Consider the following 24,497-nt stretch of genomic DNA (forward strand, 5'->3'; position numbering starts at 1 on the left):
GTGAGTTTCCCCAGCGGTCCTGAGATGCGGGTGAGAAGTGGCCAGTATGGTGGTGCGCGCCGCCGAGCTGCCCGCGTGAGGTTGTGTCGGGCGGCGGAGCCAACCGGGAGAACCTGCCTTGAGTCGTGAAACTGACACTCCGTCCTCCGGGCCCAACGGGCGCGGCGGAGCCGCCTACCCGTCGGGTACGCCGCCGTACGGGACCCCGACGGTCTCCGACGGCGGTACGGAAGCGGGCCGTTCGGCCACGCGGCCGGAGGAACGCAAGACCGAGACCACGCTGACGACCCGGATCCGGATCAACATCCCCGGGTCCCGGCCCATTCCGCCGGTGGTCGTGCGCAAGCCCGTCGCGGATGCGGAGGCCTCCGGCGACACCGGCGCCGACGCCGGCAACGACGCGACGGCTCCGGGCGCCGCCACGCCCAGAGGCACCGGCACGGTCGAGTCTCCTGCCGAGCCCGCCCGGTCCGGCGAGGACAAGCCGACCAGCGACTGGTTCGCGCCCCGCAAGTCGGGCTCGGGCAAGGCCGGTCAGGGGAGCGGCTCCACCAACGGGGCCGGTCTGCCGGGCGGTTCGGGTCCGGCGGCGGGTGGTCCCGGTGCGGCTGGTCCGAGTGCCGGTGGTACCGGTTCGGGCGGCCCCGCTGCGGGTGGCTCCGGTGCCGGGCGGCCCGGAGGCGTGGTCGGTTCCATGAGCAGGCCGGGCGGCTCCCGGTCCGGCGGCACGAACGGTGCGGGGCTCCCCGGCGGCGCGACCGGCGGCCCCGTCGCGCCCGGGCACGGCGGCGGCACGGGCTCCTTCGACGTCACCGAGGCACTGGCGGCGGGCCCGCTCGGCAACGGTTCACGTCCCGCCCCGGGCAGTGACGGTGGCGAAACGCGCCGCGACGACCTGCCGTACTTCTCGGAGAACGACCGCCTCGGCGGGAACGACCAGGGCGGCTACGGCGGCCAGGGCGCTCCCAACGGCTTCGGCGACGCGGGCGGGCCCGGCGGCCCCGGCACACAGGGCCCGGCCGGCCCGACCACCGGTCCGGTCACCGGGGACGGCCCGATGGTCCCCCCGGCGGGCGGCCCCGGCGGGCCGGGCAGCTTCAACGAGCAGGGCGGCCCCGGCGGGCCTGGTGCTTTCAATGAGCCCGGTGGTCCGGGTGGGCCGGGTTCCTTCGATGAGCCGGGTGGTCCTGGTGGCCGCGGTGCGTTCAACGAGCCGGGTGGCCCCGGTGGCCCCGGCGGCTTCAGCGAGCCCGGTCGCCCCGGCGCCTTCAATGAGCCGGGTATTCCTGGCGGCCCCGGTGGCTTCAGCGATCCTGGTCGCTCCGGTGGTCCTGGCAGCTTCAACGAGCCGGGTAGGTCCGGTGGCCCCGGTGCCTTCGACGAGCCCGGTCGCCCCGGCACGCCCGGTGGCCCCGGTACGCCCGGTGGCCCCGGCACGCCGGGTGGCCCCAGCGCCTTCAACGACCCCGGTCGGCCGGGCGACCCCGCCGCACCCGCCGGTCCCGGAGCCATAGGCGGCCCCGCCGGCACGGGCGGACCCGGCGGACCTGCCGGTACGGCCAACCCCGGGCGTCCTGGCGGCCCCGGCGGTACGGGCAACCCCGGAGGCCATGGCGGCCCCGGCGCCCCCTCGGGCCCCGGTGGCCCCGGCCCCCTCGGCGGCGCCCCCGGCGCTTCCGCTCCCACCAGCCACGGCGCCGCGGGCCACGGCCCCGGCGGCGGGATGAGCGACGACACCGCCATCCTCACCCCGCAGAAGCCGGCCCCCGAGCCGCCGGAGGGCCAGGGCTACGGCCCCCGCCACGACAACGTCTCCGGACACACCGTCACCAGCGGCATCCCCGTCGTACCGCCCGGCGCGGCCTCGCCGTACGGCCCGGGCGCTCCCGGCGACGGCCCGGTGCCCCACACGGCCCCGAAGCTGCCCGAGCCGGTCTCCCCGCCCCCGGCGAGCTCCTCGAAGGCGCCGAAGAAGAAGGGGCGCAACAAGCTCGTGCTGCTCGCCGCCGGCCTGGTGGTCATGGCCGGTGGCGTCTACGGCGCCGGACTGCTGATGAACCGCACCGACGTACCCAAGGGCACCACCGTGCTCGGCGTCGACATCGGCGGCACGACCCGCGACGGCGCGGTCAAGAAGCTCGACGAGGCCTTCGACGACCGCGTCGGCAAGGAGCTGAAGCTGTCGGTGGGCGGCAAGACCGTCGCCCTGGACCCGGACAACGCGGGCCTCCAGTTCGACATGGACGCCACGGCCGACGCGGCGGCGAAGAGCGACTACAACCCGGTCTCCGTGATCGGCTCGCTCTTCGGCAACCACCGCGTCGTCACGCCCGTCATGCCTGTCGACGAGGAGAAGCTGCACGCCTCCCTGGAGAGCGCGGCCGGCGGCGCCGGCTCGGTCACCGAGGGCACGATCAAGTTCGAGCCGGGTAAGGCCGTCCCCGTCTACGGCAAGCCCGGCAAGGGCATCGACGTCGCCAAGGCGACCGCGTCGATCGAGGAGGCGTACCGCACCCAGGTGGAGACCGGCTCGGCCACCTCGGTGGCCATCCCGACGACCACCCAGCAGCCGAAGATCTCCAACGCCGAGGTCGACCGGATGATGAACAAGTTCGCCAAGCCGGCGATGTCGGGCATTGTCACGGTCGAGGCGGGTGGGGTGGAGGTCAAGTTCAGCCCCCAGAACTCCCTGTGGAGGTTCCTCCGCGTCAAGGCCGTCGACAACAAGCTGGTCGAGTACTACGACAAGGCCGCGCTGAAGGAGCTGTACGGCGGCGCCTACGACGACGTGCTGATCACGCGGGGCAACGGCAAGAAGACTCCCGTGACGCCCGACGACGTCATCGGCGCCATGCGACCGGCCCTGCTCGGCAAGACGGCGGCGGACCGCGTCGGTGTGATCGACACCAACCCCAGTTAGCCGTGAGCAGGTTGAGGGGGCGCCCCGGGTTCATGGCCGGGGCGCCCCCTCAGCCCGTCTAGCGGGAATCCAGCTGCTTTCGAATGACCGAAAATGATCCCTCCTGCTCTCGTAGGACGTGTGAGTCTTCGGGCGGCGGCGAGGCTGTTTGTACAGACTCGCGAATTACAGCGGCGGCCTGTACGACACGCTCTACAGCAAGACCAACTACAGCGGCAGCACCTATTACGGCACCGGTACGGCCCTCGACAACACCGTGTCCTCGGTGAAGAACATGGACCCCGACACATTGCTGCACTTCTACCAGCACTCCGGTTACACCGGTGCGCTCAACGCCATTCCCCCGGGCGATCACATCAATCAGGTGTCCCTGTCCCTCGACAACGCGGCGAGTTCGCACTGCTTCGGCTCGAATTCCGCCTGCCCGAACTGAACGCGACGATGCGCCCCGTTCCCGGGGCGCATCCCGTTCGGGTTCTCTCCATCGGAGGAAGCGTCTGACCTGATGCGGAAGAGCTCAGTGGCCGCCGGCGTTGCCGCCCTTTCCGTCGTGATGCTGTCGGGATGCCAATCGGGTGGCCTGACGGTGAGCGAACCCGAGATCTCTTCCTCCCCGCCCACGAAGACCGTTGCCGGTGTTCAGGTGCCGATCCTCCCCCTCGATACCTACGGCGTCAGCGCGGAGCAGCGAGCAGTTCTCGACCAGGCCGTCGACGAGCTGGCGGGGACATGCGTGAAGGCGAAGGGATACACCTGGCCCGCTCGTCTGAAGCGGCTCGGCGTACCGCGTTCGGCCAATGAGCGGCGCTACGGGGTCACCGACCCCAAAGCGCAAGGCCCTCATGACGGACGCGGTCACCAAGGCCTACACCGGCCTTGACGGGACGACGACCGCGACGAGCCGCACGGGCGGCTGCCGCGGCGAGGCCCGGAAACCGCGCGGAGGCGGTCCGAGCAGCACGGGAAAAGGGCTGGTCGTGAACAAGGCCCCTACGGCGAGCAGGCGTCAGTTGAGCATCGCCCGGGCCGCGTGAGCCTCCCCGCGCACCCGCTCGGCAGCCCCCTCATCCACTGCCCGCACCACTTCCGCGTAGGCCTCCAGCTCCACGGCCCCGCCCAGAAAATCCCCTCGCCCCACCAGCAACTGCGCCCGCTCGTACCGCAACCGAGCTGGATGCGAGGGCAACAGCAACGACAACTCGACCGCCCACAGCGCCACATCCGACCGCTCCGGCCGAGCCGCCGCCCACGCCCGCACGTTGTTCAGGATCCGCAACACCACATCCAGCGGATCGGCCGGCCGCAGCATCGACGGATCAAGCTGCGTCCCCGTCGCCCCGGCAACCATCAACTCGGCGTCCGCCCCCGTGAGTACCCGCCCCCCGTCGAACGGATCGGCCAGCACCTGCCCCTCGTCAGGTCCGAACCCGACCACGAAATGCCCGGGCAGAGCCACCCCGTACACCGGCGCCCCGGCCCGCCGGGCCACCTCCATCCACACCACGGACAGCAGGATCGGCAGCCCGCGACGCCGCACCAGCACCTCGTGGAGCAGGGAGGACTCCAGGCGCCGGTAGTCCGCCGGGGTGCCGTGAAACCCCAGCCGGTCACCGAGCAGCTCCCGCAGGGCGACCGCCCACGCCCGCGGCCCCCCGGGCCGGTACGGCAGCAGCCCGGCCAGCCGGTCCAGCTCGACCTGCGCGGCGTCCATGCCCGCCTCGTCCAGCGCTCCGTCCGCCTCCGCGCCCACCAGCAGGCACAGCGTCGACAGATCGGGCCGCTCGGACCGGGCCTCTTCGGCGAACCACCGCCGCAGCTCGGCGGAACGCTCGGGGGGCGGGGGATACGGGGGACGCATAGCTGGCTCGTGCCCTCTCACGACGATCGGTTACCGGCCAAAGGCGCGGGCATCCGGCGCCCGGTAGTGGTGGTACGCGTGGTGCGCGGCGAAACCCATCCCCGCGTACAACGCCCGCGCTCCCTCATTCTCGGCCTCGACCTGGAGCCACGCGGCCGACGCGCCCTCGTCGAGGGCCCGCCGGGCCAGCGCCGCCATCACGGCCGTGCCCAGCCCCTGCCGCCGCAGATCCGGATCGACCTCGACGGCGGCGAACCCGGCCCACCGCCCGTCGACGACACACCGCCCGATGGCGGCCGGAGCCTCGTCCTCAGCCGAACCGGTCACGGTCGCGAACCACACCGAAGGCCCGCTCCCCAGCACCCGCAACGCGACCTCGCTCACGCCCTTGCGCTGGTACCGGGCCAGCCACGCCTCGTCGGCCTCCCGGGACAGCACCACCCCCGAGGGCTCGGCGAGGTCGGCGACCGGCGCCAGCGGCCCGACCCACATCTCGGCGGTCACCTCCCGTACCCAGCCCCGCGCCTCCAGCTCCGCGCACAGCAGCTCCTGCGTGCCCTCGGCACCGGTCGCGGTCTGGACGTAGACGGGCAGGCCACGCTCGGCGTACCACCGCCGAACGGCGTCGAGGGCCTCGTCCAGGGACACGCCCGGGTCACCGAGCGGCAGCACCGAATTCGCCCGCCGTGTGAACCCGGACGCAGCCCGCAGCTCCCAGTCCCCGAGCAGCTCGCTCTCCACGGGCCGCCAGGCCCGCGCGGCGACCCGGGCCAGCTCCTCGTAGGAGGCGGCCGGACCGCGGCGACGCGCCGGTGCGGCGGGTACGACCTTGCCCGCGACCAGCGCGGATTCCACGATGCGGACGCTCTCGCCACCCTTCCGTGTGATCAGCAACACACCTTTGTCCCATGATGTGAGAACCCCGACCGTGTCGGTGAACTTCTCACCTGGAGGTGCATGTTCGATCAAGCTCCGTACGGAGACCCGTTTGCCCACGTCAGCAGCGGTGATACGGACCTCGAGTCGCCCGGCGGCAGAGATTTCCACAGGTCAGTTCACCCCTCCTGTTCGGATCATGCCCAGGAACGGAGATACTAGGGGCGGGCATCGACGACGCCGCGCTCCCGCGCGCCAGGCGGCGGAGCCTGAGGAGGCCCGCCAGCGCCCTATCGAGGAGGAACGACAGCGTGACCTACGTCATCGCGCAGCCTTGTGTCGACGTCAAGGACAAGGCGTGCATCGAGGAGTGCCCGGTCGACTGCATCTACGAGGGCTCCAGGTCCTTGTACATCCACCCGGACGAATGCGTCGACTGTGGTGCCTGTGAGCCGGTCTGCCCGGTCGAGGCGATCTTCTACGAGGACGACACTCCGGAGGAGTGGAAGGACTACTACAAGGCGAACGTCGAGTTCTTCGACGAGCTCGGCTCGCCCGGCGGTGCCAGCAAGCTGGGGCTGATCGAGCGCGACCACCCCTTCATCGCCGCGCTGCCGCCGCAGGCCTAGTCACCGCAAGCGGCCCGCACATCCGTGCCGCCTCGGTCCCGTACGGCCCGATCACGCCCTGATCGCCGTACGGGGCCGAGGCGTTTGCCGCGAAGGCTCGTACGTACCAGAAAGTGAGCCAGAAACCGTGTCCGCAGTCTCCGACCGTCTCCCCACTTTCCCCTGGGACAAGCTGACGTCGTACAAATCCACGGCCGCCGCCCATCCGGACGGCATCGTGGACCTGTCGGTCGGCACCCCGGTCGACCCGGTCCCCGAGCTGATCCAGAAGGCGCTGGTCGCCGCGGCGGACTCCCCGGGCTACCCGACCGTCTGGGGCACGCCCGAGCTGCGCGACGCGATCACCGGCTGGGTCGAGCGCCGCCTCGGCGCCCGGGACGTCACCCACCGCCACGTCCTGCCGATCGTCGGCTCCAAGGAGCTCGTCGCCTGGCTCCCGACCCAGCTGGGCCTCGGCCCCGGCGACCGGGTGGCCTACCCGCGCCTGGCCTACCCGACGTACGAGGTGGGCGCCCGCCTCGCCCGCGCCGAGTACCAGGTCTACGACGACCCGACGGAGCTGGACCCCGAGGGCCTGAAGCTCCTCTGGCTGAACTCCCCGTCCAACCCGACGGGCAAGGTCCTGGCGAAGGCGGAGCTCACCCGGATCGTCGCCTGGGCCCGCGAGCACGGCATCCTGCTCTTCTCCGACGAGTGCTACCTGGAGCTGGGCTGGGAGGCCGACCCGGTCTCGGTGCTGCACCCGGACGTCAACGGCGGCTCGTACGAGGGCATCGTCGCCGTCCACAGCCTCTCCAAGCGCTCGAACCTGGCCGGCTACCGCGCGGCGTTCCTGGCCGGCGATCCCGCGGTCCTGGCTCCCCTCCTGGAGATCCGCAAGCACGGCGGCATGATGACGTCGGCACCGACCCAGGCGGCGGTGATCGCGGCCCTCGGCGACGACGAACACGTCCGCGTCCAGCGCGAGCGCTACGCCGCCCGCCGCGGCCTCCTGCGCGAGGCCCTCCTCGCCCACGGCTTCCGCATCCACCACAGCGAGGCCAGCCTCTACCTGTGGGCGACGAGGGGCGAATCCTGCTGGGACACGGTGTCCCACCTGGCGGAGCGAGGCATCCTGGTCGCCCCCGGCGACTTCTACGGCCCGGCAGGCGCCGAGTTCGTCCGCGTGGCCCTGACGGCGACGGACGAGCGGGTAGCGGCGGCGGTACGACGTCTGTAATGGCCTGGCTGTGGGCAGACACCCCAGCCGAACCGACCCGGACAGACACAAACCGACGGGGTCCAGGGAAACTCCCTGGACCCCGTCGGCGGTGAGGACCCGGCGTCAGCCGACCGGCAGGCTCTTGACCGACAGCGAGTCAGCCGACGGCACCCCGCCCTTCGTCAGAGAGCCCGTCGGCAGGTCGCCCTGCGCCGAACCAGCCGCGTCACCGACGAGCTGCCCGGCCGAGCCCGCCGCGTCACCGGCGGCCTTCTGTGCGACCGGCGTGGTCTTCTTGACGGCCTTGCCGCTGGTCTTGCCCGCGGCCGGCACCGTCTTCTTGACGGTCTTGCTGCCGGTGTCACCGGCGGACTTGGTGACGTTCCGCGCCGCGCCGTCGACGGTGTCGCCGACGTTCGCCCCGTCCAGGGCGGTCAGCCCGCTGGGGTTCGGGGTGGCCGGCAGCTCGGGGGCCGCGCTGGCGGAGCCGGCCGCACCGACCCCGGCAGCCGCTCCCGCAGCGACGATCAACGCGGCACGGGCGATCCGGCGGGTCAGGGGGAGGGACATGGTGCTCCTTCGACGGGAGAGAACGGTGAGGTTGTGAAGTGTCCGGCCGGGTCCGGGAGTTGATCGACTGGCTGTTGATCGCCCCGGCTCGGACGCAGTGACTACCGCTCGAAGCCCGCGAAGGTTGCGGCGACGCAACGTAAAGAGTTGGCAATGCGTCGCATTATCGCCTGCGGATAAAAACGGGCAAAGAGGCTCGTGCCACAAAGCCCGCCGAATCCTTCCAGCCCTTTGTTTCCAAGGGATCTCGCGGTTTCCGCGGTGCGGGCACGAAAACCTGCGCACACCGTCGCCGCCACGCCGTTCGGGGTAACCCTCAGGGATGAAGGCCCGCACCCCTGCGCGATCTAGCGCATCGTCACAATACGGACGGCGTCCGCGTCCGGCTCCGCACCCGCGGTGCCCTGCACCGCGACGTCCCGCCACTCGCTGGCGGTGTTCCCGGCGACCCACTCCCGCCCCGCGTACGTGACGCGTGCGATGTGCAGCTCGGAGGCGTTGGCCACGGCCCAGTGCGCCAGCTGCCAGCCGCGCTGCTCCACGCTCTGCCCGGTGGCGGCACTGGTGTCGGCGGTCACCGGCAGCGTCATGGTCCGCCCGTCGGAGTCGCCCGTACCGCTCGGGGACGGCGTCGGCGAGGCCGCCGACGAGCGGCCCACCTCGGCACCGGCCGGCTCCAGCACATCGCGCCCGAAGTCCCGCACGAGCGCGGCACGCACCCCGTCCGGGCCTGTCGCCCGGGTCGCGGCCGGGCGGCCCTCACAGGTCAGCGTGGCCGCGGACTGCCCGGTCAGAGCCGCGGCGAGCAGCGCGGCGTCCGGCTCGTGCTTGGCGTAGGCCTGCGGGAAGCCGCTGCGCTGCACGCGCTGCGCGGCGACGGTGAGCGGCAGTCGCGTGTAGCCGGGCACCTTGACCAGGTGGTCGTAGAACTCGCCGGCCGAGTACGTCGGGTCCATGATCTCCTTCGGCGTGCCCCAGCCCTGCGAGGGCCGCTGCTGGAACAGGCCGAGCGAGTCCCGGTCGCCGTGGCTGATGTTGCGCAGGGCGGACTCCTGGAGCGCGGTCGCCAGCGCGATGGTCACGGCCCGCTCCGGCAGACCGCGCCCGTCGCCCACGGCGGCGATCGTCGCCGCGTTCACCGCCTGCTCGGGCGTGAACTCGTACGACGCCCCGTCGCCCTTGCCGGAGACGACTCTGCAGCCCGGTTCGCCTGTGCCTCCGGTGACGTACTGCACCACGAGGTAACCGGCGATCGCGAGCAGGATCACGAACGCGGATCCGCATCGGAAGACGCGGCCGCGACGCTTGGGAGAAGAGGACGGCTCTGGCACGCCGTACAAGGTACTGGAGAGTACGGAGTGCCTTGAGCCAGGTGTGGACAGTGTGCACAGGCCTGGCGCGTTAGGGTCGACGGCATGGCCGACACCTCACTTGACCTCACGCTGAACGCCGCGGAGCTCACCGCCCGGCTCGTCGACTTCCCCTCCGAGAGCGGCACCGAGAAGCCGCTCGCGGACGCGATCGAGACCGCGCTGCGGGCGCTGCCCCACCTGACGGTCGAGCGGTTCGGCAACAACGTCGTGGCGCGGACGAACCTGGGCCGCCCGGAGCGGGTGATCCTGGCCGGTCACATCGACACCGTCCCGATCGCGGACAACGTCCCCTCCCGGCTCGACGAGGACGGCGTCCTGTGGGGCTGCGGCACGTGCGACATGAAGTCGGGCGTCGCGGTCCAGCTGCGCATCGCGGCCACGGTCCCCGCCCCCAACCGCGACCTGACCTTCGTCTTCTACGACAACGAGGAGGTCGCCGCCGAGCTGAACGGCCTCAAGCACGTCTGCGAGGCGCACCCCGAGTGGCTCAGGGGCGACTTCGCGGTCCTCCTGGAACCGTCGGACGGCCAGGTCGAGGGCGGCTGCCAGGGCACACTGCGGGTGCTGCTGAAGACCAGGGGCGAGCGGGCCCACTCGGCACGCGGCTGGATGGGCTCCAACGCGATCCACGCGGCCGCCCCGATCCTCGCCCGCCTGGCCTCCTACGAGCCCCGCTGGCCGGTCATCGACGGCCTGGAGTACCGCGAGGGCCTGAACGCGGTCGGCATCACCGGGGGAGTGGCCGGCAACGTGATCCCCGACGAGTGCGTCGTCACCGTCAACTTCCGCTACGCGCCCGACCGCACGCCCGAGGAGGCCGTGGCCCACGTCCGGGAGGTCTTCGCGGACTGCGGCGTGGACGAGTTCGAGGTGGTCGACCACAGCTCGGCCGCGATGCCGGGCCTGTCCCACCCGGCGGCGAAGGCCTTCATCGAGGCGGTGGGCGGCACCCCCATGCCGAAGTACGGCTGGACGGACGTGTCCCGCTTCTCGGCCCTGGGCGTCCCCGCGGTCAACTACGGCCCGGGCAACCCCCACTTGGCGCACAAGCGGGACGAGCGCGTGGAGATCGCGAAGATCCTGGCGGGCGAGGAGCGCCTGCGGACCTGGCTGACGGCCTGACCGGCCGGAACGCCGTCGTGTTTACGGCGCTCGATCGCGGACATGCTCACGTCCCTCGTTCGTAACCCGCGTAGATCTACGCTGAGGCGGAACGACCGGCACGACGGAGGGAGCGCACATGGCGACCGGCAACCCCGAGGGGAAGAAGCAGCCGCCGGAGGAACAGCGCCTGGGCCCGGTCCTCCGCAGGCGGGATCAGGTGCAGGCGAGCACGACCGACCAGCGGCTGCTGGACGAGCGCGCCCCGTCCGACTGGGTGCACACCGACCCCTGGCGCGTGCTGCGCATCCAGTCGGAGTTCATCGAGGGCTTCGGTGCGCTCGCCGAACTCCCGCCCGCGATCAGTGTGTTCGGCTCGGCCCGGACTCCGGCGGACTCGCCCGAGTACGAGGCGGGTGTCCGGCTGGGGCGGGGACTGGTGGACGCGGGCTTCGCGGTCATCACGGGCGGCGGCCCGGGCGCGATGGAGGCGGCCAACAAGGGTGCCCTGGAGGCCAAGGGCATCTCGGTCGGCCTCGGCATCGAGCTGCCGTTCGAGCAGGGCCTGAACCCGTACGTCGATATCGGCCTCAACTTCCGCTACTTTTTTGTGCGGAAAATGATGTTTGTCAAATATGCCCAAGGATTCGTCGTCCTGCCCGGCGGCCTCGGCACCCTCGACGAACTCTTCGAGGCCCTCACCCTCGTCCAGACCCAGAAGGTCACCCGCTTCCCGATCGTCCTCTTCGGCAGCGAGTACTGGGGCGGCCTGGTCGACTGGCTCCGCCACACGGTCATCGCCCAGGGCAAGGCCGCGGAGAAGGACCTCCTCCTGTTCCACGTCACGGACGACGTGGACGAGGCGGTGGCACTGGTGTCGAAGGAAGCGGGCAGGTAGAGGCGAGCCGGGCTTCCTGGCCGACCGAGTCGGACGGCGGGTGGGCACAGGTCCGAGGGTCCAGGGGGCGGAGCCCCCTGGTACCTCGGGTCGACGCCCTAGGCCAGCCCACGCCGGGCAACCGCAGGCTCCCGCCACCCCGCGATCGCCCCCACCATCTCCAGCACCTGCCGCGTCTCCGCGACCTCATGCACCCGGTACACCTGCGCCCCGAGCCACGCGGACACTGCAGTCGTAGCCAACGTCCCCACCACCCGCTCCTTCACGGGCCGATCCAACGTCTCCCCCACGAAGTCCTTGTTGGACAAAGACACCAGCACCGGCCACCCCGTTGCGACCATCTCCCCCAGCCGCCGAGTCGCCTCCAGACTGTGCCGCGTGTTCTTCCCGAAGTCATGCCCGGGGTCGATCATGATCGACTCCCTGCGCACGCCCAGCTCCACCGCCCGCTCGGCCAGCCCGACCGTCACGTCCAGGATGTCGGCCATGACGTCGTCGTACTCCACCCGATGCGGCCGGGTCCGCGGCTCCGCACCGCCCGCGTGTGTGCACACCAACCCCACCCCGTACCGCGCGGCGACCTCGGCAAGCCCCGGATCGACCCCGCCCCACGCATCGTTCAGCAGGTCCGCCCCGGCCTCGCACACGGCCGCCCCGACCTCGGCCCGCCACGTGTCCACGCTGATCACCACGTCCGGGAACCGCCGCCGTACCTCCGACACGAAACCGACCGTCCGCCGGACCTCCTCCTTCGCCGTGACCTCCTCGCCCGGCCCGGCCTTGACCCCGCCGACGTCGATGATCGCGGCTCCCTCGGCCACCGCCCGCTCCACGCGCGCGAGGGCCGGCTCGTCGCGGAAGGTCGCGCCCTGGTCGTAGAAGGAGTCCGGGGTCCGGTTCACGATCGCCATGATCACCGGCTCGTGCGGCCCGAATTCCCGCCTGCCCAGCCTGAGCATCCGCTGTGACCTTTCCTGGTACGACCCCGTCTTCCGCCGCCTGCGACCCTAACTGTCAGACGCGCATGGCACGATCGGAGCCTGACACCATCCGTGTCCGAAGACACCGACACATCCGACCGTGGGGGCTCCGCGATGGTTATGTTCCTGTTCCTTGTCGTCGCGCTGGCCGTCGTGGTCGCCGCCGTGACCCTCGCCGTGGTGGGCGGCGGCGAGAACGGCCCGCTGCCCGAGGCCGGCCCCGAGCGGCTGCGGGACCCGCTGCCCCCGGACCGCCCGGTCGACCGCGCCGACGTGGAGGACCTGCGCTTCCCGCTCGCCGCCCGCGGCTACCGCATGGCGGACGTGGACGACGCCCTCAGCCGCCTGGGCGCCGAGCTCGCCGAGCGTGACGCCCGCATCGCCCACTTGGAGTCGGCCCTGGCGGGCGCCCGAGCGGCGGGCCCCCACGGCCCGGTGTCCAGGGAGAACCACACCTCAGCGGAGAACCACGTGTCCATGGACAAGCCGGCCCCGCGCCAGGAGGACCGGCCATGAGCGACGGCGCCGCCCTCGCCGGCCCGGACGGCGCGCCGCGCTGCCCCTGGGCCCTGTCCGCCCCGGAGTACGTGACGTACCACGACGAGGAGTGGGGCCGCCCGGTCCACGGCGACGACGCGCTCTTCGAGCGCCTCAGCCTGGAAGCCTTCCAGTCCGGCCTGTCCTGGATCACGATCCTGCGCCGCCGCCCCGGCTTCCGCGCCGCCTTCGCCGACTTCAAGATCGCCTCGGTGGCCGCCTTCACCGACGAGGACCGCGAGCGCCTCCTGGCCGACGCCGGCATCATCCGCAACCGCGCCAAGATCGACGCGACGCTCGCCAACGCGCGCGTGCTGGCCGAGTGGGCCCCGGGCGAACTGGACGAGCTGATCTGGTCGCACGCCCCCGAGCCGGGCACCCGCCCCATCCCCGAGGCGCTCTCCGACGTCCCGGCCGTCACCCCCGAGTCGACGGCCCTGTCCAAGGCGCTGAAGAAGCGGGGCCTGCGCTTCGTCGGCCCGACGACGGCGTACGCGCTGATGCAGGCCTGCGGACTGGTCGACGACCACCTCCAGGCCTGCGTCGCGCGTCGCACCTGACCCCGTCGCAGCAGGTCAGCGGCCCAGATACGTGGGCTTCTCCTTGTTGACGAAGGCCTGTACCGCGATCGCGTGGTCCTCGGAGGAGCCCGCCCGGGTCTGGAGCTCGTCCTCCTTCTCCAGGGTCTCCTGCAGAGAGTGCGTCAGCCCGTAGGCCATCGACTCCTTCAGCGCCGCGTACGCCACCGTCGGCCCCTCGGCCAGCCCCCGCGCCACCTTCTCGGCCTCCGCGCGCAGCTCACCGGCCGGCACCAGCCGGTTGGCGATGCCGAGCTCGTACGCCTCCTGCGCGCTGATGCTCCTCGGGAAGAGCAGCAGGTCAGCCGCTCGCCCGGGGCCGATCACCCGCGGTAGCGTCCACGAGATCCCCGAGTCGGCGGTCAGCGCCACCCCGGCGAACGAGGTGTTGAACGCGGCCGTGTCCGCCACGATCCGGTAGTCAGCCGCGAGCGCGAAGCCGAAGCCCGCCCCGGCCGCCACCCCGTTCACGGCGGCGACGACAGGCTTCGCGGCCTCCGTCAGCGTCCGCACGATCGGGTTGTAGTGCTCCCGCACCGTGCTCATGGTCTGCCTGGAACCGGTCTCCCGGTCCTCGACCAGCAGGCCGATGTGCTCCTTGAGGTCCTGTCCGACGCAGAACGCCCGGTCACCGGCGGCGGTCAGCAGTACCGCCCGTACGGCGGTGTCGTCCGCCGCGGACCGGACCGCCTCCCGCAGGGCGACCTTGGCCGCCACGTTCAGCGCGTTCATCGCCTCCGGGCGGTTCAGCGTGATCGTCGCCAGTCCGTCGCTCACCTCGTAGAGCACGGTGTCGGCCATGGGGTATCCCCTCCGTGTCGCCGCTCGGGGACGTACCGGTGGGTACGTCCCGGGTCTGAGGACAGCATGACGGAGATCGCCGACGCGTGATCGGACCGGACATGTGACCTGCGTCAAAGAATTCTCGCCCGGATCCGTTCGGTGGAAGTGTGTGCGGTGGCGGAGTATCGCAGTCACATCGCCGAATTGAGTGGTTTTGCTCGCGTGCGTTGCCCAAGCGATGCCGACTGATGTTGGTCATCGGGTCCTGAGATGCGGGATAATGGCTTGGAAGCAATGTGTTCGATGCCGGTGTCGCGTGTCCTGCCTCAAGGACAGCACTGTGCCCTTCTTCAGGGGGCCGTCGGCCTTGACGATGAGCTGGGTTTCAGGAAGGGGAACGAGCATGGCGGCCATGAAGCCGCGGACGGGTGATGGCCCGCTCGAGGTGACCAAGGAGGGGCGGGGCATCGTCATGCGCGTTCCGCTCGAAGGCGGCGGTCGGCTCGTCGTCGAGCTGACCCCGGACGAGGCCGACGCCCTGGGCGATGCCCTCAAGAAGGTCGTCGGCTGACGCGCAAGCGACCATACCCTTTCAGCTGCCCCGGCATCACATGAGGTGCCGGGGCGGCTGTTTTCTCACCGATGACTCCCGCCTGCCCCGGGTTCGGCTCCGCTAACGTGCCGCCCGGCTACCGTTTCACCGCGCACAGCAGCCCGTCGCCCACCGGCAGCAGGGACGGCACCAGCTCCTGGCTCTCGCGCACCGCGCGCAGCAGTTCCCGCAGCCGCAGTACCTCGGTGGGCTGCGGGCCGGAGTCCACCGTCCGGCCGTTCGCGAAGGCGCCCTCGAAGACGACGAGCCCGCCGGGGCGCAGCAGCCGCAACGATTCAGCGAGGTAGTCCATGACCTCCAGGCGATCGCCGTCGCAGAAGACCAGGTCGTAGCCGGCGTCCGCGAGGCGGGGCAGCACGTCCAGGGCGCGGCCCGGGATGAAGCGGGCCCGGTTGCTGGCGAAGCCGCAGGCGCGGAAGGCCTGCCGAGCGAACTGCTGGTGCTCCGGCTCGGGATCCACGGTGGTCAGAACGCCGTCGGGCCGCATACCGTGCAGGAGGTGGATCCCGGAGACACCGCAGCCGGTCCCGATCTCGGCGACGGCCTTGGCGTCGACGGAGGCGGCCAGCAACCGCAGCGCGGCACCCGTGCCGGGCGACACCGAGCGCAGCCCCGCCTCACGGGCCCGGTCGCGGGCCCAGCGCAGCGCGTCGTCCTCGGCGACATAGGCGTCGGCGAACGCCCAGCTCGTCTGCCGGTTGCCGGTAATGACCCTCTCCTGTCCCCGTGAATGCCTGGGCGTGACTGTATCCGTTGGGCCCGGGAACCCGCAGATGGGACCGGTCGTTTAAAGGGATGAGCAAGTGGCGCGGGTCGTGACGGGGGGCAGGCAGTGGATCGAGGCGCCGAGCAAGTGCCGACGCAGCAGTACGAGGCGTATCAGCGCAGATCAAATTCTCGTAAAACCGCTTATCCGGTCCTAACGGGCGAGGTGGCTATGGTAGGGGCTCCACTGGACACCACCAGAGCTGACAGGGGAGGTGCGGCTGCGCCTGTGGATAGGGGAGGAGCGCTCCGGCGCTTCTTCACATCGGCGGGCAGGCCGACATCCGTGAACGACACTGCTGACCACAGCCACGCCGCTGACTTCGCCCAGACCGCGACCTTCACCACCGACGCGGACGGGCAGGCGTGGACTCCGCCCACGTGGGAGGAGATCGTCAGCACGCACAGCGGCCGGGTCTACCGGCTCGCCTACCGCCTGACCGGCAACCAGCACGACGCCGAGGACCTCACACAGGAGGTCTTCGTCCGTGTCTTCCGTTCCCTGTCGACGTACACGCCGGGCACCTTCGAGGGCTGGCTGCACCGCATCACCACGAACCTGTTCCTGGACATGGTCCGCCGCAAGCAGCGCATCCGCTTCGACGCGCTCGGCGAGGACGCGGCCGAGCGGCTGCCCAGCAAGGAGCCCTCGCCGCAGCAGGTCTTCAACGACGCGCACTTCGACGCGGACGTCCAGCAGGCCCTCGACACCCTCGCCCCCGAGTTCCGCGCCGCGGTCGTCCTGTGCGACATCGAGGGACTGTCGTACGAGGAGATCGCCGCGACCCTCGGCGTCAAGCTCGGCACGGTCCGCTCGCGGATCCACCGTGGCCGCTCCCAGCTGCGCAAGGCCCTCGCGCACCGCTCCCCTCAGGCGCGCGCCGAGCGCCGCTCCTTCGTGCCCCGTGTTCCCGCCCTGGGAGGAGGGGGCGCGAGCGCGTGAGCGGATCACGGCCGGAAGCTTCCGAGGGACACCTCGCAGAGCAGCACCTGGGAGACCGACTCTCCGCCCTGGTGGACGGAGAGCTCGGTCATGACGCGCGCGAGCGCGTACTGGCGCATGTGGCCACCTGCCCGAAGTGCAAGGCGGAGGTGGACGCCCAGCGCCGGCTGAAGAACGTCTTCGCGGAGGCGGCCCCGCCGCCCCCCTCCGAGAGCTTCCTGGCCCGCCTGCAGGGACTACCCGCGGGCGGCGGCCCGGACGGTGATGCCACGCCGCCGGGCGGGGGAGGGCTGCCCGGCGGACTGTCCGGACGGTTCGGATCGTCCGGAGCCTTCGGAGCCAAGCGCGGCGACCGGTTCGAGTTCGGGTACGTCCCGGCCCGGCCGCACATCCCCGTGCTGCCGTCCGGCGACCGCGGCCTGCCCCCGGGCAGCCGGGGCTTCCGGATCCACGACGTCGGCCGGCACGAGCCCGACAGATCCTCCTCGCGGCTGCGGTTCGCCTTCGCGGCCGCCGGAGCCGTGTCCCTGGCCGCGATCGCCCTGGGCGGCGTCACCACCGGCACCCCGACCGACACGGACGCCCGCGGCGGCTCCGGCACGGGGAGCAACGTGACCCCGATGCGCACACAGGGCACGGCCGCCGCGACGCAGCCCGAATCCCAGCGGCGCCGCAGCACGGGGCCGTTGCTCGGGCAGGTGCACGGCCAGAGTGTGCTCGGCCACATCCCGGCCGCCCCGACCGAGGTGTCCGCACCACTACTGCCGGGTGTGCCGCATTCCGCCGCAGGGCAGCACGCCGTGCACGCGCTGGCCGCCCCGGTGATGGCCGGCGCCGCCGCCATGTCCCCGCTGATAGGTCCGCTTCAGACGGTCTCGCCGACCGCCCTGAGCCCGTGGTCCACGGTCCCCGAGATCGCGGCACCCCTGCTCGCCGTGCCCCTCCCGGACACGACCTCGTCCCCCTCTCCTCCCGCCTCCTCCCGTACGGCCCACTGACCGGCCGCTGCGCGGCGGCGAGCGAACCTGATTGAATCCGGGGATGGCGCCCGCGGCCGAGGCGTGGCCGTGGCGCCGATTCGACGAACTGCGGCTACCGCCGTCGAGCCGTGCCGCGGCTGTGGGGAGAGCATGAACGAGGGGAAGCCCACGAAGGCCAAGTGGTGGAGCCGTCCGCGGCCGCAGGGCCTTTCGGGGGAGCCGGAGAGTACGGGGCCGGCCCCGGGGGAGTTGGCTGACACCGACGGCGATTTCGAGCTGGCGCGGCCTGCCGTGCGGCAGGACGAGGACGGTGGCGACTACGAGTTGAGGCGCCCCGAGCCGGTACCGGCCGACGGCGAGCCCACCGGGGCGCCTGCCGGGGCTGCCGAGGACGGCGGGCCCGCCCCGTCCGCCGTGCCGGCCCAGGGCGGGCCCGCCGGGAGCGCTGTGGAGCCGACCGTGCCGGCTCCCACCGCAGCGGAGGCCGGGAACGCCACCTCCGCCGCGCCGGTCGACGGCGCCCCCAAGCCCCTGCACGATCCCGACCCGTACAGCACACCGCCCTACGGCGAACCCGGCCCCTGGGCGCCGGCGCCGCCGGTGCAGCATCCGGCGGCGACGCCGGCACAGGGCGTCGCGACGGCGGACCGGTCGGCCATGCCCGCCACGCCCGTTCCGCCGCCGCACGGGACACCGGCGCCGCCTCCCGGCATCCCCGCGCCTGCCGCGCCCGTGCCGCCCCCCAGCGCCCCCGCGCCGGTGCCCGCTGCGGCTGCCTACGCCGACACCCCGCCCCCGCCCTCGGCGGCTGCCCCGACTCCCGCCCCCGACCCCTGGTGGCGCTACGACCCCTGGGCAGCTCCCGTGGCCCCTGCCGGCCACGTCCCTCTCCAGCAGAACGGGGCGGGGGTGCTCAGCACGCAGCAGCGGCGTCGGCGGGGCAGGAAGGCGATCGTCGGTGGTGCCGTGCTGCTCGCGCTCGTGTCCGGGGGCGTCGGCGGCGCCATAGGGACGTATCTGGAGCGCAGCGGCGGCGTCGGGACCATCGAGTTGCCGCAGGCCGGGAAGGAGCCCGCCGGGCGGGACGCGGACAGCGTGGCCGGGATCGCCGGGCGGGCCCTGCCCAGCGTGGTCACGTTGCATGTGAGCGGCTCCGGCGAGCAGGGCACGGGCACCGGCTTCGTGCTCGACACCCGAGGGCACATCCTCACCAACAACCACGTCGTGCGGCCCGCCGGATCCGGCGGCGAGATCACGGTGACCTTCCACGGCGGGGAGACCGCCGAGGCCGAGCTCGTCGGCCGCGACAGCGGCTACGACCTCGCCGTCGTGAAGGTGAAGGGTGTGCGCGGACTCACCCCGCTGCCCCTCGGCAACTCGGACAACGTGCAGGTCGGCGACCCGGTCGTGGCCATCGGCGCGCCCTTCGACCTGGCCGGCACCGTCACCTCCGGCATCATCAGCGCCAAGCAGCGGCCCATCACGGCGGGCGGCGAGAAGGGCGACGGCAGCGACGTGTCGTACGTCGACGCGCTCCAGACCGACGCGCCCATCAACCCGGGCAACTCCGGCGGACCCCTGCTCGACTCCAAGGCCCGGGTCGTCGGCATCAACTCGGCCATCCGCTCGGCGGGCAGCGGCTCCGAGCCGGACAGCGGCCAGTCCGGCTCGATAGGCCTCGGCTTCGCCATACCCATCAACCAGGGCAAGCGCGTCGCCGAGGAACTGATCAACACCGGGAAGGCGACCCACCCGGTGATCGGCATCACGCTCGACATGGACTACACGGGCGACGGCGCCCGCGTCGCCGCCGAGGGCGGCGAGGGCGGACCGCCGGTGACCGTGGGCGGTCCGGGTGCCGAGGCCGGGATCAAGGCGGGCGACGTCATCACCGAGGTCGACGGGCAGCGCGTCCACTCCGGCGAGGAACTGATCGTCAAGACCCGTGCCCACCGCCCCGGCGACCGGCTGGAGCTGACCGTGGAGCGCGCCGGCAAGGAGCGGACGGTGTCGCTCGTCCTCGGCTCCTCCGGCGGCAGCTGAGTCGTGATGTCCGGGACTTACAGGGACGAAGAAGGCAAACATTCGGGAAAGCGCTCCCACTCCCCGCACTCGGAGGTCTCGGGACGGTACCGGTCGGACAGGATCGCCGGGTACCGTGGATCCGGCCCGGACCACGGCAAGACCCGAATGACCACCGAGGGCCGAGGACCGAGGACAGCGCAAGGAGCTTCAGGTGTTCAATGACATAGGACCGCTCGAGCTGGTGACGCTCATCGTCCTCGCCGTGCTCGTCTTCGGTCCGGAAAAGCTCCCCAAGGTCATCCAGGACGTGACGCGCACGATCCGGAAGATCCGTGAGTTCTCCGAAAGCGCCAAGCACGACATCCGGGAGGAACTCGGCCCGGAGTTCAAGGACTTCGAGTTCGAGGACCTCAACCCCAAGACCTTCATCCGCAAGCAGCTGGACAACGAGGACCTGGGGCTCAAGGAGATCCGCAACGGCTTCGACCTGAAGAAGGAGATGGCCGAGGTCACCGACGCCGTCCACAGCCGTGACTCCGACACGTCCTCCTCGTCGTCCTCCGGCTCGTCCGGCGGCCGCATCGACATGACGAAGAAGCCCGAGATCCCTGACCGGGACGACCGGCCGCCCTTCGACGCGGACGCCACCTGAGCGACACGGACACACCAGGGCGTACGCCACAGGCGCGCGTGACGCGTTTCATACTCCGGTCGGGCTGCGTACGGCCTGAACCAGGCGCCCGTGCGGCCCACGCGCCGGGCGGTTTCCCTGCTGCTCGCAGCGGTGTGGCTATGCTGCCGAGTTGATGGGCGGGCCGTAGTGGACCAGCAACGCCGCCCGAAGGGGGGCGGGCCGTTCCGGCCCGACGAGAGCGAGGAGGCGTCCGGGCACATGGAGACGACGAGTCGGGCAGTCGCACAGGCGCCGGCCGCGGAGGGCGGACAACAGGCCCCCTTCGCCCGGCGTACGGTCGACGGCTACCTGCGCGCGCCCTTCCCGTGGTACGGCCTCGACGAGGCCTTCACGGGGCCGCGCTGGCTGATGCAGGTCGGTACGACGGCCGATGGGGCCGTGGAACACGGGTCGATCGGGCACGGTGACGAGCCGACGGTGCGCAACGAGTTCGCCGCCGGAGGTGATCAGGAGGCCAAGGAGAAGTTCGCGGTCGTGGTGACCGTGGCGGCGAGTCCCTCACGGCGCAGCGCGGACGGCACGGGGTTGCTGGAGGCGACGTCGGTGTCCTCGGCGGCGTGGCTCGCCGGTGTGGGGCTGCTGTCCTTCACGTGGCCCGGGCAGATGGACCACTCCCTGCGGGACGACTGGCTGGAGCAGCAGACGGAGACGGCGTGGGTGCTGGCGGATGACCTGGACGGGTCCGACTGGTCGACGCTGTCGCTGCCGGTGGACGGGGTGCCGACGGCGTTCCATTACCGGGAGTCGGAGTTCGGGTGGGTGCTGGCCGGGTCGACTTCGGCGGGTGTCCACGTGGGCGCGTACGGGCGGGGCATGAGTGCGTATGGGCTCGGCTTCGCCGTGGTGAAGGACATCGCCGCTTACGCGTGACGTGAGTGTGGGGCGCCGTGTGTTTTCGGCGCCCCTTCGCCGTAGGGGGCAGAGCATTCAGGGGCGGCTGCGGGTCGTCTGTGGTTGTTCGCGCCCACGCGGCGGAGCCGCATGTCGACACAGCCCCGCGCCCCTGAGGGCACTGCCCCAAGGGCGTGTCGATCTAGAACTTGTTCCTCGGAGTGATCCCCAGGGACAGGCCCGACAGACCCCGCTGCCGTCCTCCCAGCTTCCCCGCGATCGCGCGCAGGGCCGAGCCCGCCGGGGAGTCCGGGTCCGTCAGGACCACCGGCCTGCCGTCGTCGCCGCCCTCGCGGAGGCGGACGTCGATGGGGATGTTGCCGAGGACCGGGACGTTCGTGCCGGTCGTGCGCGTCAGGCCGTCGGCGACCACCTGGCCGCCGCCCGTGCCGAAGACGTCGACCATCTCGCCGCAGTGCGGGCAGGGCAGGCCGGACATGTTCTCGACCACGCCGACGATCTTCTGGTGGGTCTGGACGGCGATGGAGCCGGCGCGCTCGGCGACCTCGGCAGCGGCCTGCTGCGGGGTCGTGACGACCAGGATCTCGGCGTTCGGGACCAGCTGGGCGACGGAGATCGCGATGTCGCCGGTGCCGGGCGGCAGGTCCAGCAGGAGGACGTCCAGGTCGCCCCAGTACACGTCCGCAAGGAACTGCTGGAGGGCGCGGTGGAGCATCGGGCCGCGCCAGACGACCGGGGCGTTGCCCGGGGTGAACATGCCGATGGAGATGACCTTCACGCCGTTCGCCGACGGCGGCATGATCATGTTCTCCACCTGGGTCGGACGGCCGTCGGCGCCCAGCATGCGCGGCACGGAGTGGCCGTAGATGTCGGCGTCGACGACACCGACCTTGAGGCCGTCGGCCGCCATCGCCGCCGCCAGGTTCACCGTCACCGAGGACTTGCCCACGCCGCCCTTGCCGGAGGCGACCGCGTAGACGCGGGTCAGGCTGCCCGGCTTGGCGAAGGGGACCTCGCGCTCGGTCTGGCCGCCGCGCAGGGCGGACGCCAGCTCGCGGCGCTGCTCGTCGCTCATCACGTCGAGCGTGACGTCGACGCGCGTGACCCCCTCGACCCGGGACACCGCCTCGGTCACGCGCTGCGTGATCGTGTCCCGCATCGGGCAGCCCGAGACCGTCAGGTACACGGTGACCGCGACCGCCCCGTCCGCGCCGATCTCCACGGATTTGACCATCCCGAGTTCGGTGATGGGCTTGTGGATCTCGGGGTCGTTCACCGTCGCCAGTGCCTCGCGCACCGCGTCTTCCGTAGCCATAGGGTCGATGGTACGGCGCCGTACCGTGGCGTAGGAAAGGCAGTCAGCGGTCGTCTGCGTCACGTCCCGGTGACCGTTCCGCCGGGAATACGACCGAGCCGTGACGGTGGCCGTTGTGCCGTTCCTCCAGTTCCTTGACCACGTCCTGGAGTTCCGAGCGGATCCAGTCGCGGGTGGCGACCTCGCCGAGGCCGATGCGCAGGGCGGCGACCTCGCGTGTCAGGTACTCGGTGTCCGCGATCGACCGCTCGTTCTGCTTGCGGTCCTGCTCCAGGTTGACCCGGTCGCGGTCGTCCTGCCGGTTCTGCGCGAGCAGGATCAGCGGGGCGGCGTAGGAGGCCTGGAGCGACAGCATCAGGGTCAGGAAGATGAACGGGTACTCGTCGAAGCGCAGGTCGCGCGGGGCGAGGGTGTTCCACGCCACCCACAGGATGATGGCGGCCGTCATCCAGACCAGGAACCGTCCGGTGCCGAGGAAGCGCGCGATGCGTTCCGAGAACCGTCCGAAGGCCTCCGGGTCGTACTCGGGCAGGATCCGGTGCCTGGGCACGCCCGGCTGGTCGAGACGGGTGGTGCGCGGTCGGCCCGCGGCCGTGGAGCCGGACGGAACGCGCTCGCGCAGGGTCTCGCGCTCAGGAACCATCGGTCGCCACCTCCTCCTCGTCCAGGTGGAACTCCGTCTCCCGCCAGTCCTCCGGGAGCATGTGGTCGAGTACGTCGTCCACGGTCACCGCGCCCAGCAGCGAGCCGGCCTCGTCGACCACGGGAGCCGCGACCATGTCGTACGTGGCGAAGAACCCGGCGATGGCGGGCAGGTCCGCGTCGGGGTCGAGCGGTTGCAGGTCGCTGTCCAGGATCGAGCTGACCAGGGAGGGCGGTGGCTCGCGCAGCAGGCGCTGGAAGTGGACCGTGCCGAGGTACTTGCCGGTCGGTGTCTCGTCCGGTGGCCGGCAGACGTAGACCTGGGCGGCCAGGGCGGGGGAGAGGTCCGGGTTGCGGACGCGGGCGAGGGCGTCGGCGACGGTGGCGTCGGGGCGCAGCACGATCGGCTCGGTGGTCATCAGACCGCCCGCCGTGCGGTCCTCGTACGACATCAGGCGCCGCATGTCGGCCGCGTCGCTGGGCTGCATCAGGCTCAGCAGCCGCTCCTGCTCGTCCGTCGGCAGCTCGCCCAGCAGGTCGGCCGCGTCGTCGGGGTCCATGGCCTCCAGGACGTCTGCGGCGCGCTCCTGCTTCAGCTTGCCGAGGATCTCGATCTGGTCGTCCTCCGGGAGCTCCTCCAGCACGTCGGCCAGCCGGTCGTCGTCGAGGGCGGCGGCGACCTCGGCGCGGCGCTTGGGGGAGAGGTGGTGCAGGACGTTGGCCAGGTCTGCGGGGCGCAGCTGCTCGAACGTGGCGAGCAGGCTCTCGGCGCCCTGCCCCTGCTCCTCCAGCGAGAAGCCGGTGACGGCGGTCCACTCGACGGTCAGCGCCTCGCCCTTGGCGCGCCGGAAGGCACTTCCCTTCCTGCCCTTGCGGACGAAGACCCGGTCGATCTCCCACTCCCGGCGGGCGGGCAGCTGATGCACCGACAGGTCGAGGACGGTGACCTCCTCGCCGGTCTCGGTGAGCGTGACGCGCCGGTCCAGCAGCTCCCCGAAGACCAGCCGCTCGGTGGGCCGCTGCTCGAAACGCCGGACGTTGAGCACGCCGGTGGTGATGACCTGACCGGACTGGATGGCGGTGACCCGGGTCATGGGCAGGAAGATGCGGCGGCGGGTGGCGAGTTCGACGACGAGGCCGAGCAGCCTCGGAGGTCGCTGCCCCACCCGCAGCATGACGACCAGATCGCGCACACGCCCCACCTGGTCGCCGGCGGGGTCGAAGACGGCGACACCGGAGAGGTGCGATACGAAGATCCGGGGGGCGCCCGCTGCCATGGCCGCGGCTCCTTTTCGTGCGGGGTGGTTCGTGGTCCCTGTCTGTGTGCCTGTCTTTGTCTCTGTGTCTTCCGAATTGCCTGCTCG

Annotated in this window: 25 protein-coding genes; 15 read left to right on the forward strand and 10 right to left on the reverse strand. The window is 71.7% G+C overall.

The window, feature by feature from the left end:
- Nucleotides 1–118 precede the first annotated feature (118 nt).
- The 3 genes from PV963_RS30210 to PV963_RS30220 all read left to right on the forward strand — a co-directional run bounded on the left by PV963_RS30210 (nucleotide 119) and on the right by PV963_RS30220 (nucleotide 3,800).
- The gene (locus tag PV963_RS30210; RefSeq protein WP_274813620.1) at nucleotides 119–2,920 is read left to right on the forward strand and encodes a hypothetical protein; all 2,802 of its coding nucleotides are present in this window, start codon (nucleotides 119–121) and stop codon (nucleotides 2,918–2,920) included.
- A 148-nt stretch (nucleotides 2,921–3,068) separates the two neighbouring features.
- Nucleotides 3,069–3,353: a hypothetical protein gene (locus PV963_RS30215; RefSeq protein ID WP_274813619.1), complete on the forward strand. Its 285-nt coding sequence runs from the start codon at nucleotides 3,069–3,071 to the stop codon at nucleotides 3,351–3,353.
- A gap of 87 nt (nucleotides 3,354–3,440) precedes the next feature.
- Nucleotides 3,441–3,800, forward strand: a complete 360-nt coding sequence (locus PV963_RS30220) for a hypothetical protein (RefSeq protein WP_274813618.1) — start codon at nucleotides 3,441–3,443, stop codon at nucleotides 3,798–3,800.
- Nucleotides 3,801–3,926: 126 nt separating this feature from the next.
- Here PV963_RS30220 and PV963_RS30225 read toward each other — a convergent pair whose 3' ends face one another.
- A complete protein-coding gene (locus PV963_RS30225; RefSeq protein ID WP_274819202.1) occupies nucleotides 3,927–4,778 on the reverse strand; it encodes a transglutaminase-like domain-containing protein in 852 nt (283 codons plus the stop codon).
- A gap of 30 nt (nucleotides 4,779–4,808) precedes the next feature.
- A complete protein-coding gene (locus tag PV963_RS30230) occupies nucleotides 4,809–5,825 on the reverse strand; it encodes a GNAT family N-acetyltransferase (RefSeq protein WP_274813617.1) in 1,017 nt (338 codons plus the stop codon).
- Between the two features lie 140 nt (nucleotides 5,826–5,965).
- Here PV963_RS30230 and fdxA point away from each other — a divergent pair, with 140 nt between their 5' ends.
- Both fdxA and PV963_RS30240 read left to right on the forward strand, forming a co-directional pair.
- Nucleotides 5,966–6,283, forward strand: coding sequence for a ferredoxin (gene fdxA, locus PV963_RS30235; protein ID WP_010047804.1), 318 nt, complete (start codon nucleotides 5,966–5,968; stop codon nucleotides 6,281–6,283).
- 127 nt (nucleotides 6,284–6,410) lie between these two features.
- Nucleotides 6,411–7,502: a bifunctional succinyldiaminopimelate transaminase/glutamate-prephenate aminotransferase gene (locus PV963_RS30240; protein WP_274819204.1), complete on the forward strand. Its 1,092-nt coding sequence runs from the start codon at nucleotides 6,411–6,413 to the stop codon at nucleotides 7,500–7,502.
- Nucleotides 7,503–7,607: 105 nt separating this feature from the next.
- On the opposite strand, the gene PV963_RS30245 is transcribed toward PV963_RS30240, so the two are convergent.
- Nucleotides 7,608–8,054, reverse strand: a complete 447-nt coding sequence (locus tag PV963_RS30245; RefSeq protein WP_274819205.1) for an ATP-binding protein — start codon at nucleotides 8,052–8,054, stop codon at nucleotides 7,608–7,610.
- A gap of 347 nt (nucleotides 8,055–8,401) precedes the next feature.
- A complete protein-coding gene (locus tag PV963_RS30250) occupies nucleotides 8,402–9,385 on the reverse strand; it encodes a heavy metal transporter (RefSeq protein ID WP_274819207.1) in 984 nt (327 codons plus the stop codon).
- An 84-nt stretch (nucleotides 9,386–9,469) separates the two neighbouring features.
- Between PV963_RS30250 and dapE the strand changes: the two genes are divergently transcribed.
- A complete protein-coding gene (gene dapE / locus PV963_RS30255; RefSeq protein ID WP_274819209.1) occupies nucleotides 9,470–10,549 on the forward strand; it encodes a succinyl-diaminopimelate desuccinylase in 1,080 nt (359 codons plus the stop codon).
- Between the two features lie 118 nt (nucleotides 10,550–10,667).
- Nucleotides 10,668–11,426, forward strand: a complete 759-nt coding sequence (locus PV963_RS30260) for a TIGR00730 family Rossman fold protein (RefSeq protein ID WP_274819211.1) — start codon at nucleotides 10,668–10,670, stop codon at nucleotides 11,424–11,426.
- A gap of 98 nt (nucleotides 11,427–11,524) precedes the next feature.
- On the opposite strand, the gene folP is transcribed toward PV963_RS30260, so the two are convergent.
- Nucleotides 11,525–12,385 (reverse strand): dihydropteroate synthase, encoded by an 861-nt coding sequence (gene folP, locus PV963_RS30265; RefSeq protein ID WP_274819213.1) that lies wholly within the window; start codon nucleotides 12,383–12,385, stop codon nucleotides 11,525–11,527.
- Nucleotides 12,386–12,520: 135 nt separating this feature from the next.
- Between folP and PV963_RS30270 the strand changes: the two genes are divergently transcribed.
- The gene (locus PV963_RS30270; RefSeq protein WP_425540958.1) at nucleotides 12,521–12,922 is read left to right on the forward strand and encodes a DivIVA domain-containing protein; all 402 of its coding nucleotides are present in this window, start codon (nucleotides 12,521–12,523) and stop codon (nucleotides 12,920–12,922) included.
- Nucleotides 12,919–13,503 (forward strand): DNA-3-methyladenine glycosylase I, encoded by a 585-nt coding sequence (locus PV963_RS30275; protein ID WP_274819215.1) that lies wholly within the window; start codon nucleotides 12,919–12,921, stop codon nucleotides 13,501–13,503. The genes PV963_RS30270 and PV963_RS30275 overlap by 4 nt, the downstream gene beginning before the upstream one ends.
- Before the next feature lie 15 nt (nucleotides 13,504–13,518).
- Here PV963_RS30275 and PV963_RS30280 read toward each other — a convergent pair whose 3' ends face one another.
- Nucleotides 13,519–14,322, reverse strand: a complete 804-nt coding sequence (locus PV963_RS30280) for an enoyl-CoA hydratase/isomerase family protein (protein ID WP_274819216.1) — start codon at nucleotides 14,320–14,322, stop codon at nucleotides 13,519–13,521.
- Between the two features lie 385 nt (nucleotides 14,323–14,707).
- On the opposite strand from PV963_RS30280, the gene PV963_RS30285 reads away from it, so the two are divergent.
- The gene (locus tag PV963_RS30285; RefSeq protein WP_003966491.1) at nucleotides 14,708–14,875 is read left to right on the forward strand and encodes a DUF3117 domain-containing protein; all 168 of its coding nucleotides are present in this window, start codon (nucleotides 14,708–14,710) and stop codon (nucleotides 14,873–14,875) included.
- Between the two features lie 118 nt (nucleotides 14,876–14,993).
- Here the strand turns inward: PV963_RS30285 and PV963_RS30290 are convergent, their stop codons facing one another.
- On the reverse strand, nucleotides 14,994–15,692 hold the full coding sequence (locus PV963_RS30290) for an O-methyltransferase (protein ID WP_274822160.1): 699 nt from the start codon (nucleotides 15,690–15,692) through the stop codon (nucleotides 14,994–14,996).
- Between the two features lie 162 nt (nucleotides 15,693–15,854).
- Between PV963_RS30290 and sigE the strand changes: the two genes are divergently transcribed.
- The 5 genes from sigE to PV963_RS30315 all read left to right on the forward strand — a co-directional run bounded on the left by sigE (nucleotide 15,855) and on the right by PV963_RS30315 (nucleotide 21,194).
- Nucleotides 15,855–16,625 carry an RNA polymerase sigma factor SigE gene (gene sigE, locus PV963_RS30295; protein WP_274819219.1) on the forward strand — a complete coding sequence of 257 codons (771 nt, stop codon included), beginning with the start codon at nucleotides 15,855–15,857 and terminating at the stop codon, nucleotides 16,623–16,625.
- 71 nt (nucleotides 16,626–16,696) lie between these two features.
- A complete protein-coding gene (locus tag PV963_RS30300) occupies nucleotides 16,697–17,623 on the forward strand; it encodes an anti-sigma factor family protein (RefSeq protein ID WP_274819220.1) in 927 nt (308 codons plus the stop codon).
- Nucleotides 17,624–17,755: 132 nt separating this feature from the next.
- Nucleotides 17,756–19,648: a trypsin-like peptidase domain-containing protein gene (locus PV963_RS30305; protein WP_274819222.1), complete on the forward strand. Its 1,893-nt coding sequence runs from the start codon at nucleotides 17,756–17,758 to the stop codon at nucleotides 19,646–19,648.
- Nucleotides 19,649–19,841: 193 nt separating this feature from the next.
- The gene (locus PV963_RS30310) at nucleotides 19,842–20,282 is read left to right on the forward strand and encodes a sec-independent translocase (protein WP_274819223.1); all 441 of its coding nucleotides are present in this window, start codon (nucleotides 19,842–19,844) and stop codon (nucleotides 20,280–20,282) included.
- 240 nt (nucleotides 20,283–20,522) lie between these two features.
- Nucleotides 20,523–21,194, forward strand: coding sequence for a hypothetical protein (locus tag PV963_RS30315; RefSeq protein ID WP_274819225.1), 672 nt, complete (start codon nucleotides 20,523–20,525; stop codon nucleotides 21,192–21,194).
- A gap of 163 nt (nucleotides 21,195–21,357) precedes the next feature.
- Here the strand turns inward: PV963_RS30315 and PV963_RS30320 are convergent, their stop codons facing one another.
- Genes PV963_RS30320 through PV963_RS30330 form a run of 3 tightly spaced genes read right to left on the reverse strand, consistent with a single transcriptional unit; the run spans nucleotide 21,358 to nucleotide 24,410 of the window.
- The gene (locus PV963_RS30320) at nucleotides 21,358–22,491 is read right to left on the reverse strand and encodes an Mrp/NBP35 family ATP-binding protein (RefSeq protein ID WP_274819226.1); all 1,134 of its coding nucleotides are present in this window, start codon (nucleotides 22,489–22,491) and stop codon (nucleotides 21,358–21,360) included.
- A gap of 43 nt (nucleotides 22,492–22,534) precedes the next feature.
- Nucleotides 22,535–23,134, reverse strand: a complete 600-nt coding sequence (locus tag PV963_RS30325; RefSeq protein WP_274819228.1) for a DUF1003 domain-containing protein — start codon at nucleotides 23,132–23,134, stop codon at nucleotides 22,535–22,537.
- A complete protein-coding gene (locus PV963_RS30330; RefSeq protein ID WP_274819230.1) occupies nucleotides 23,124–24,410 on the reverse strand; it encodes a magnesium transporter MgtE N-terminal domain-containing protein in 1,287 nt (428 codons plus the stop codon). Before PV963_RS30330 ends, PV963_RS30325 begins: the two co-directional genes overlap by 11 nt.
- Nucleotides 24,411–24,497 lie beyond the last annotated feature (87 nt).

Origin of the sequence: Streptomyces coeruleorubidus (genome assembly GCF_028885415.1) — a bacterium.
In the GTDB taxonomy this organism is placed as follows: domain Bacteria; phylum Actinomycetota; class Actinomycetes; order Streptomycetales; family Streptomycetaceae; genus Streptomyces; species Streptomyces coeruleorubidus_A.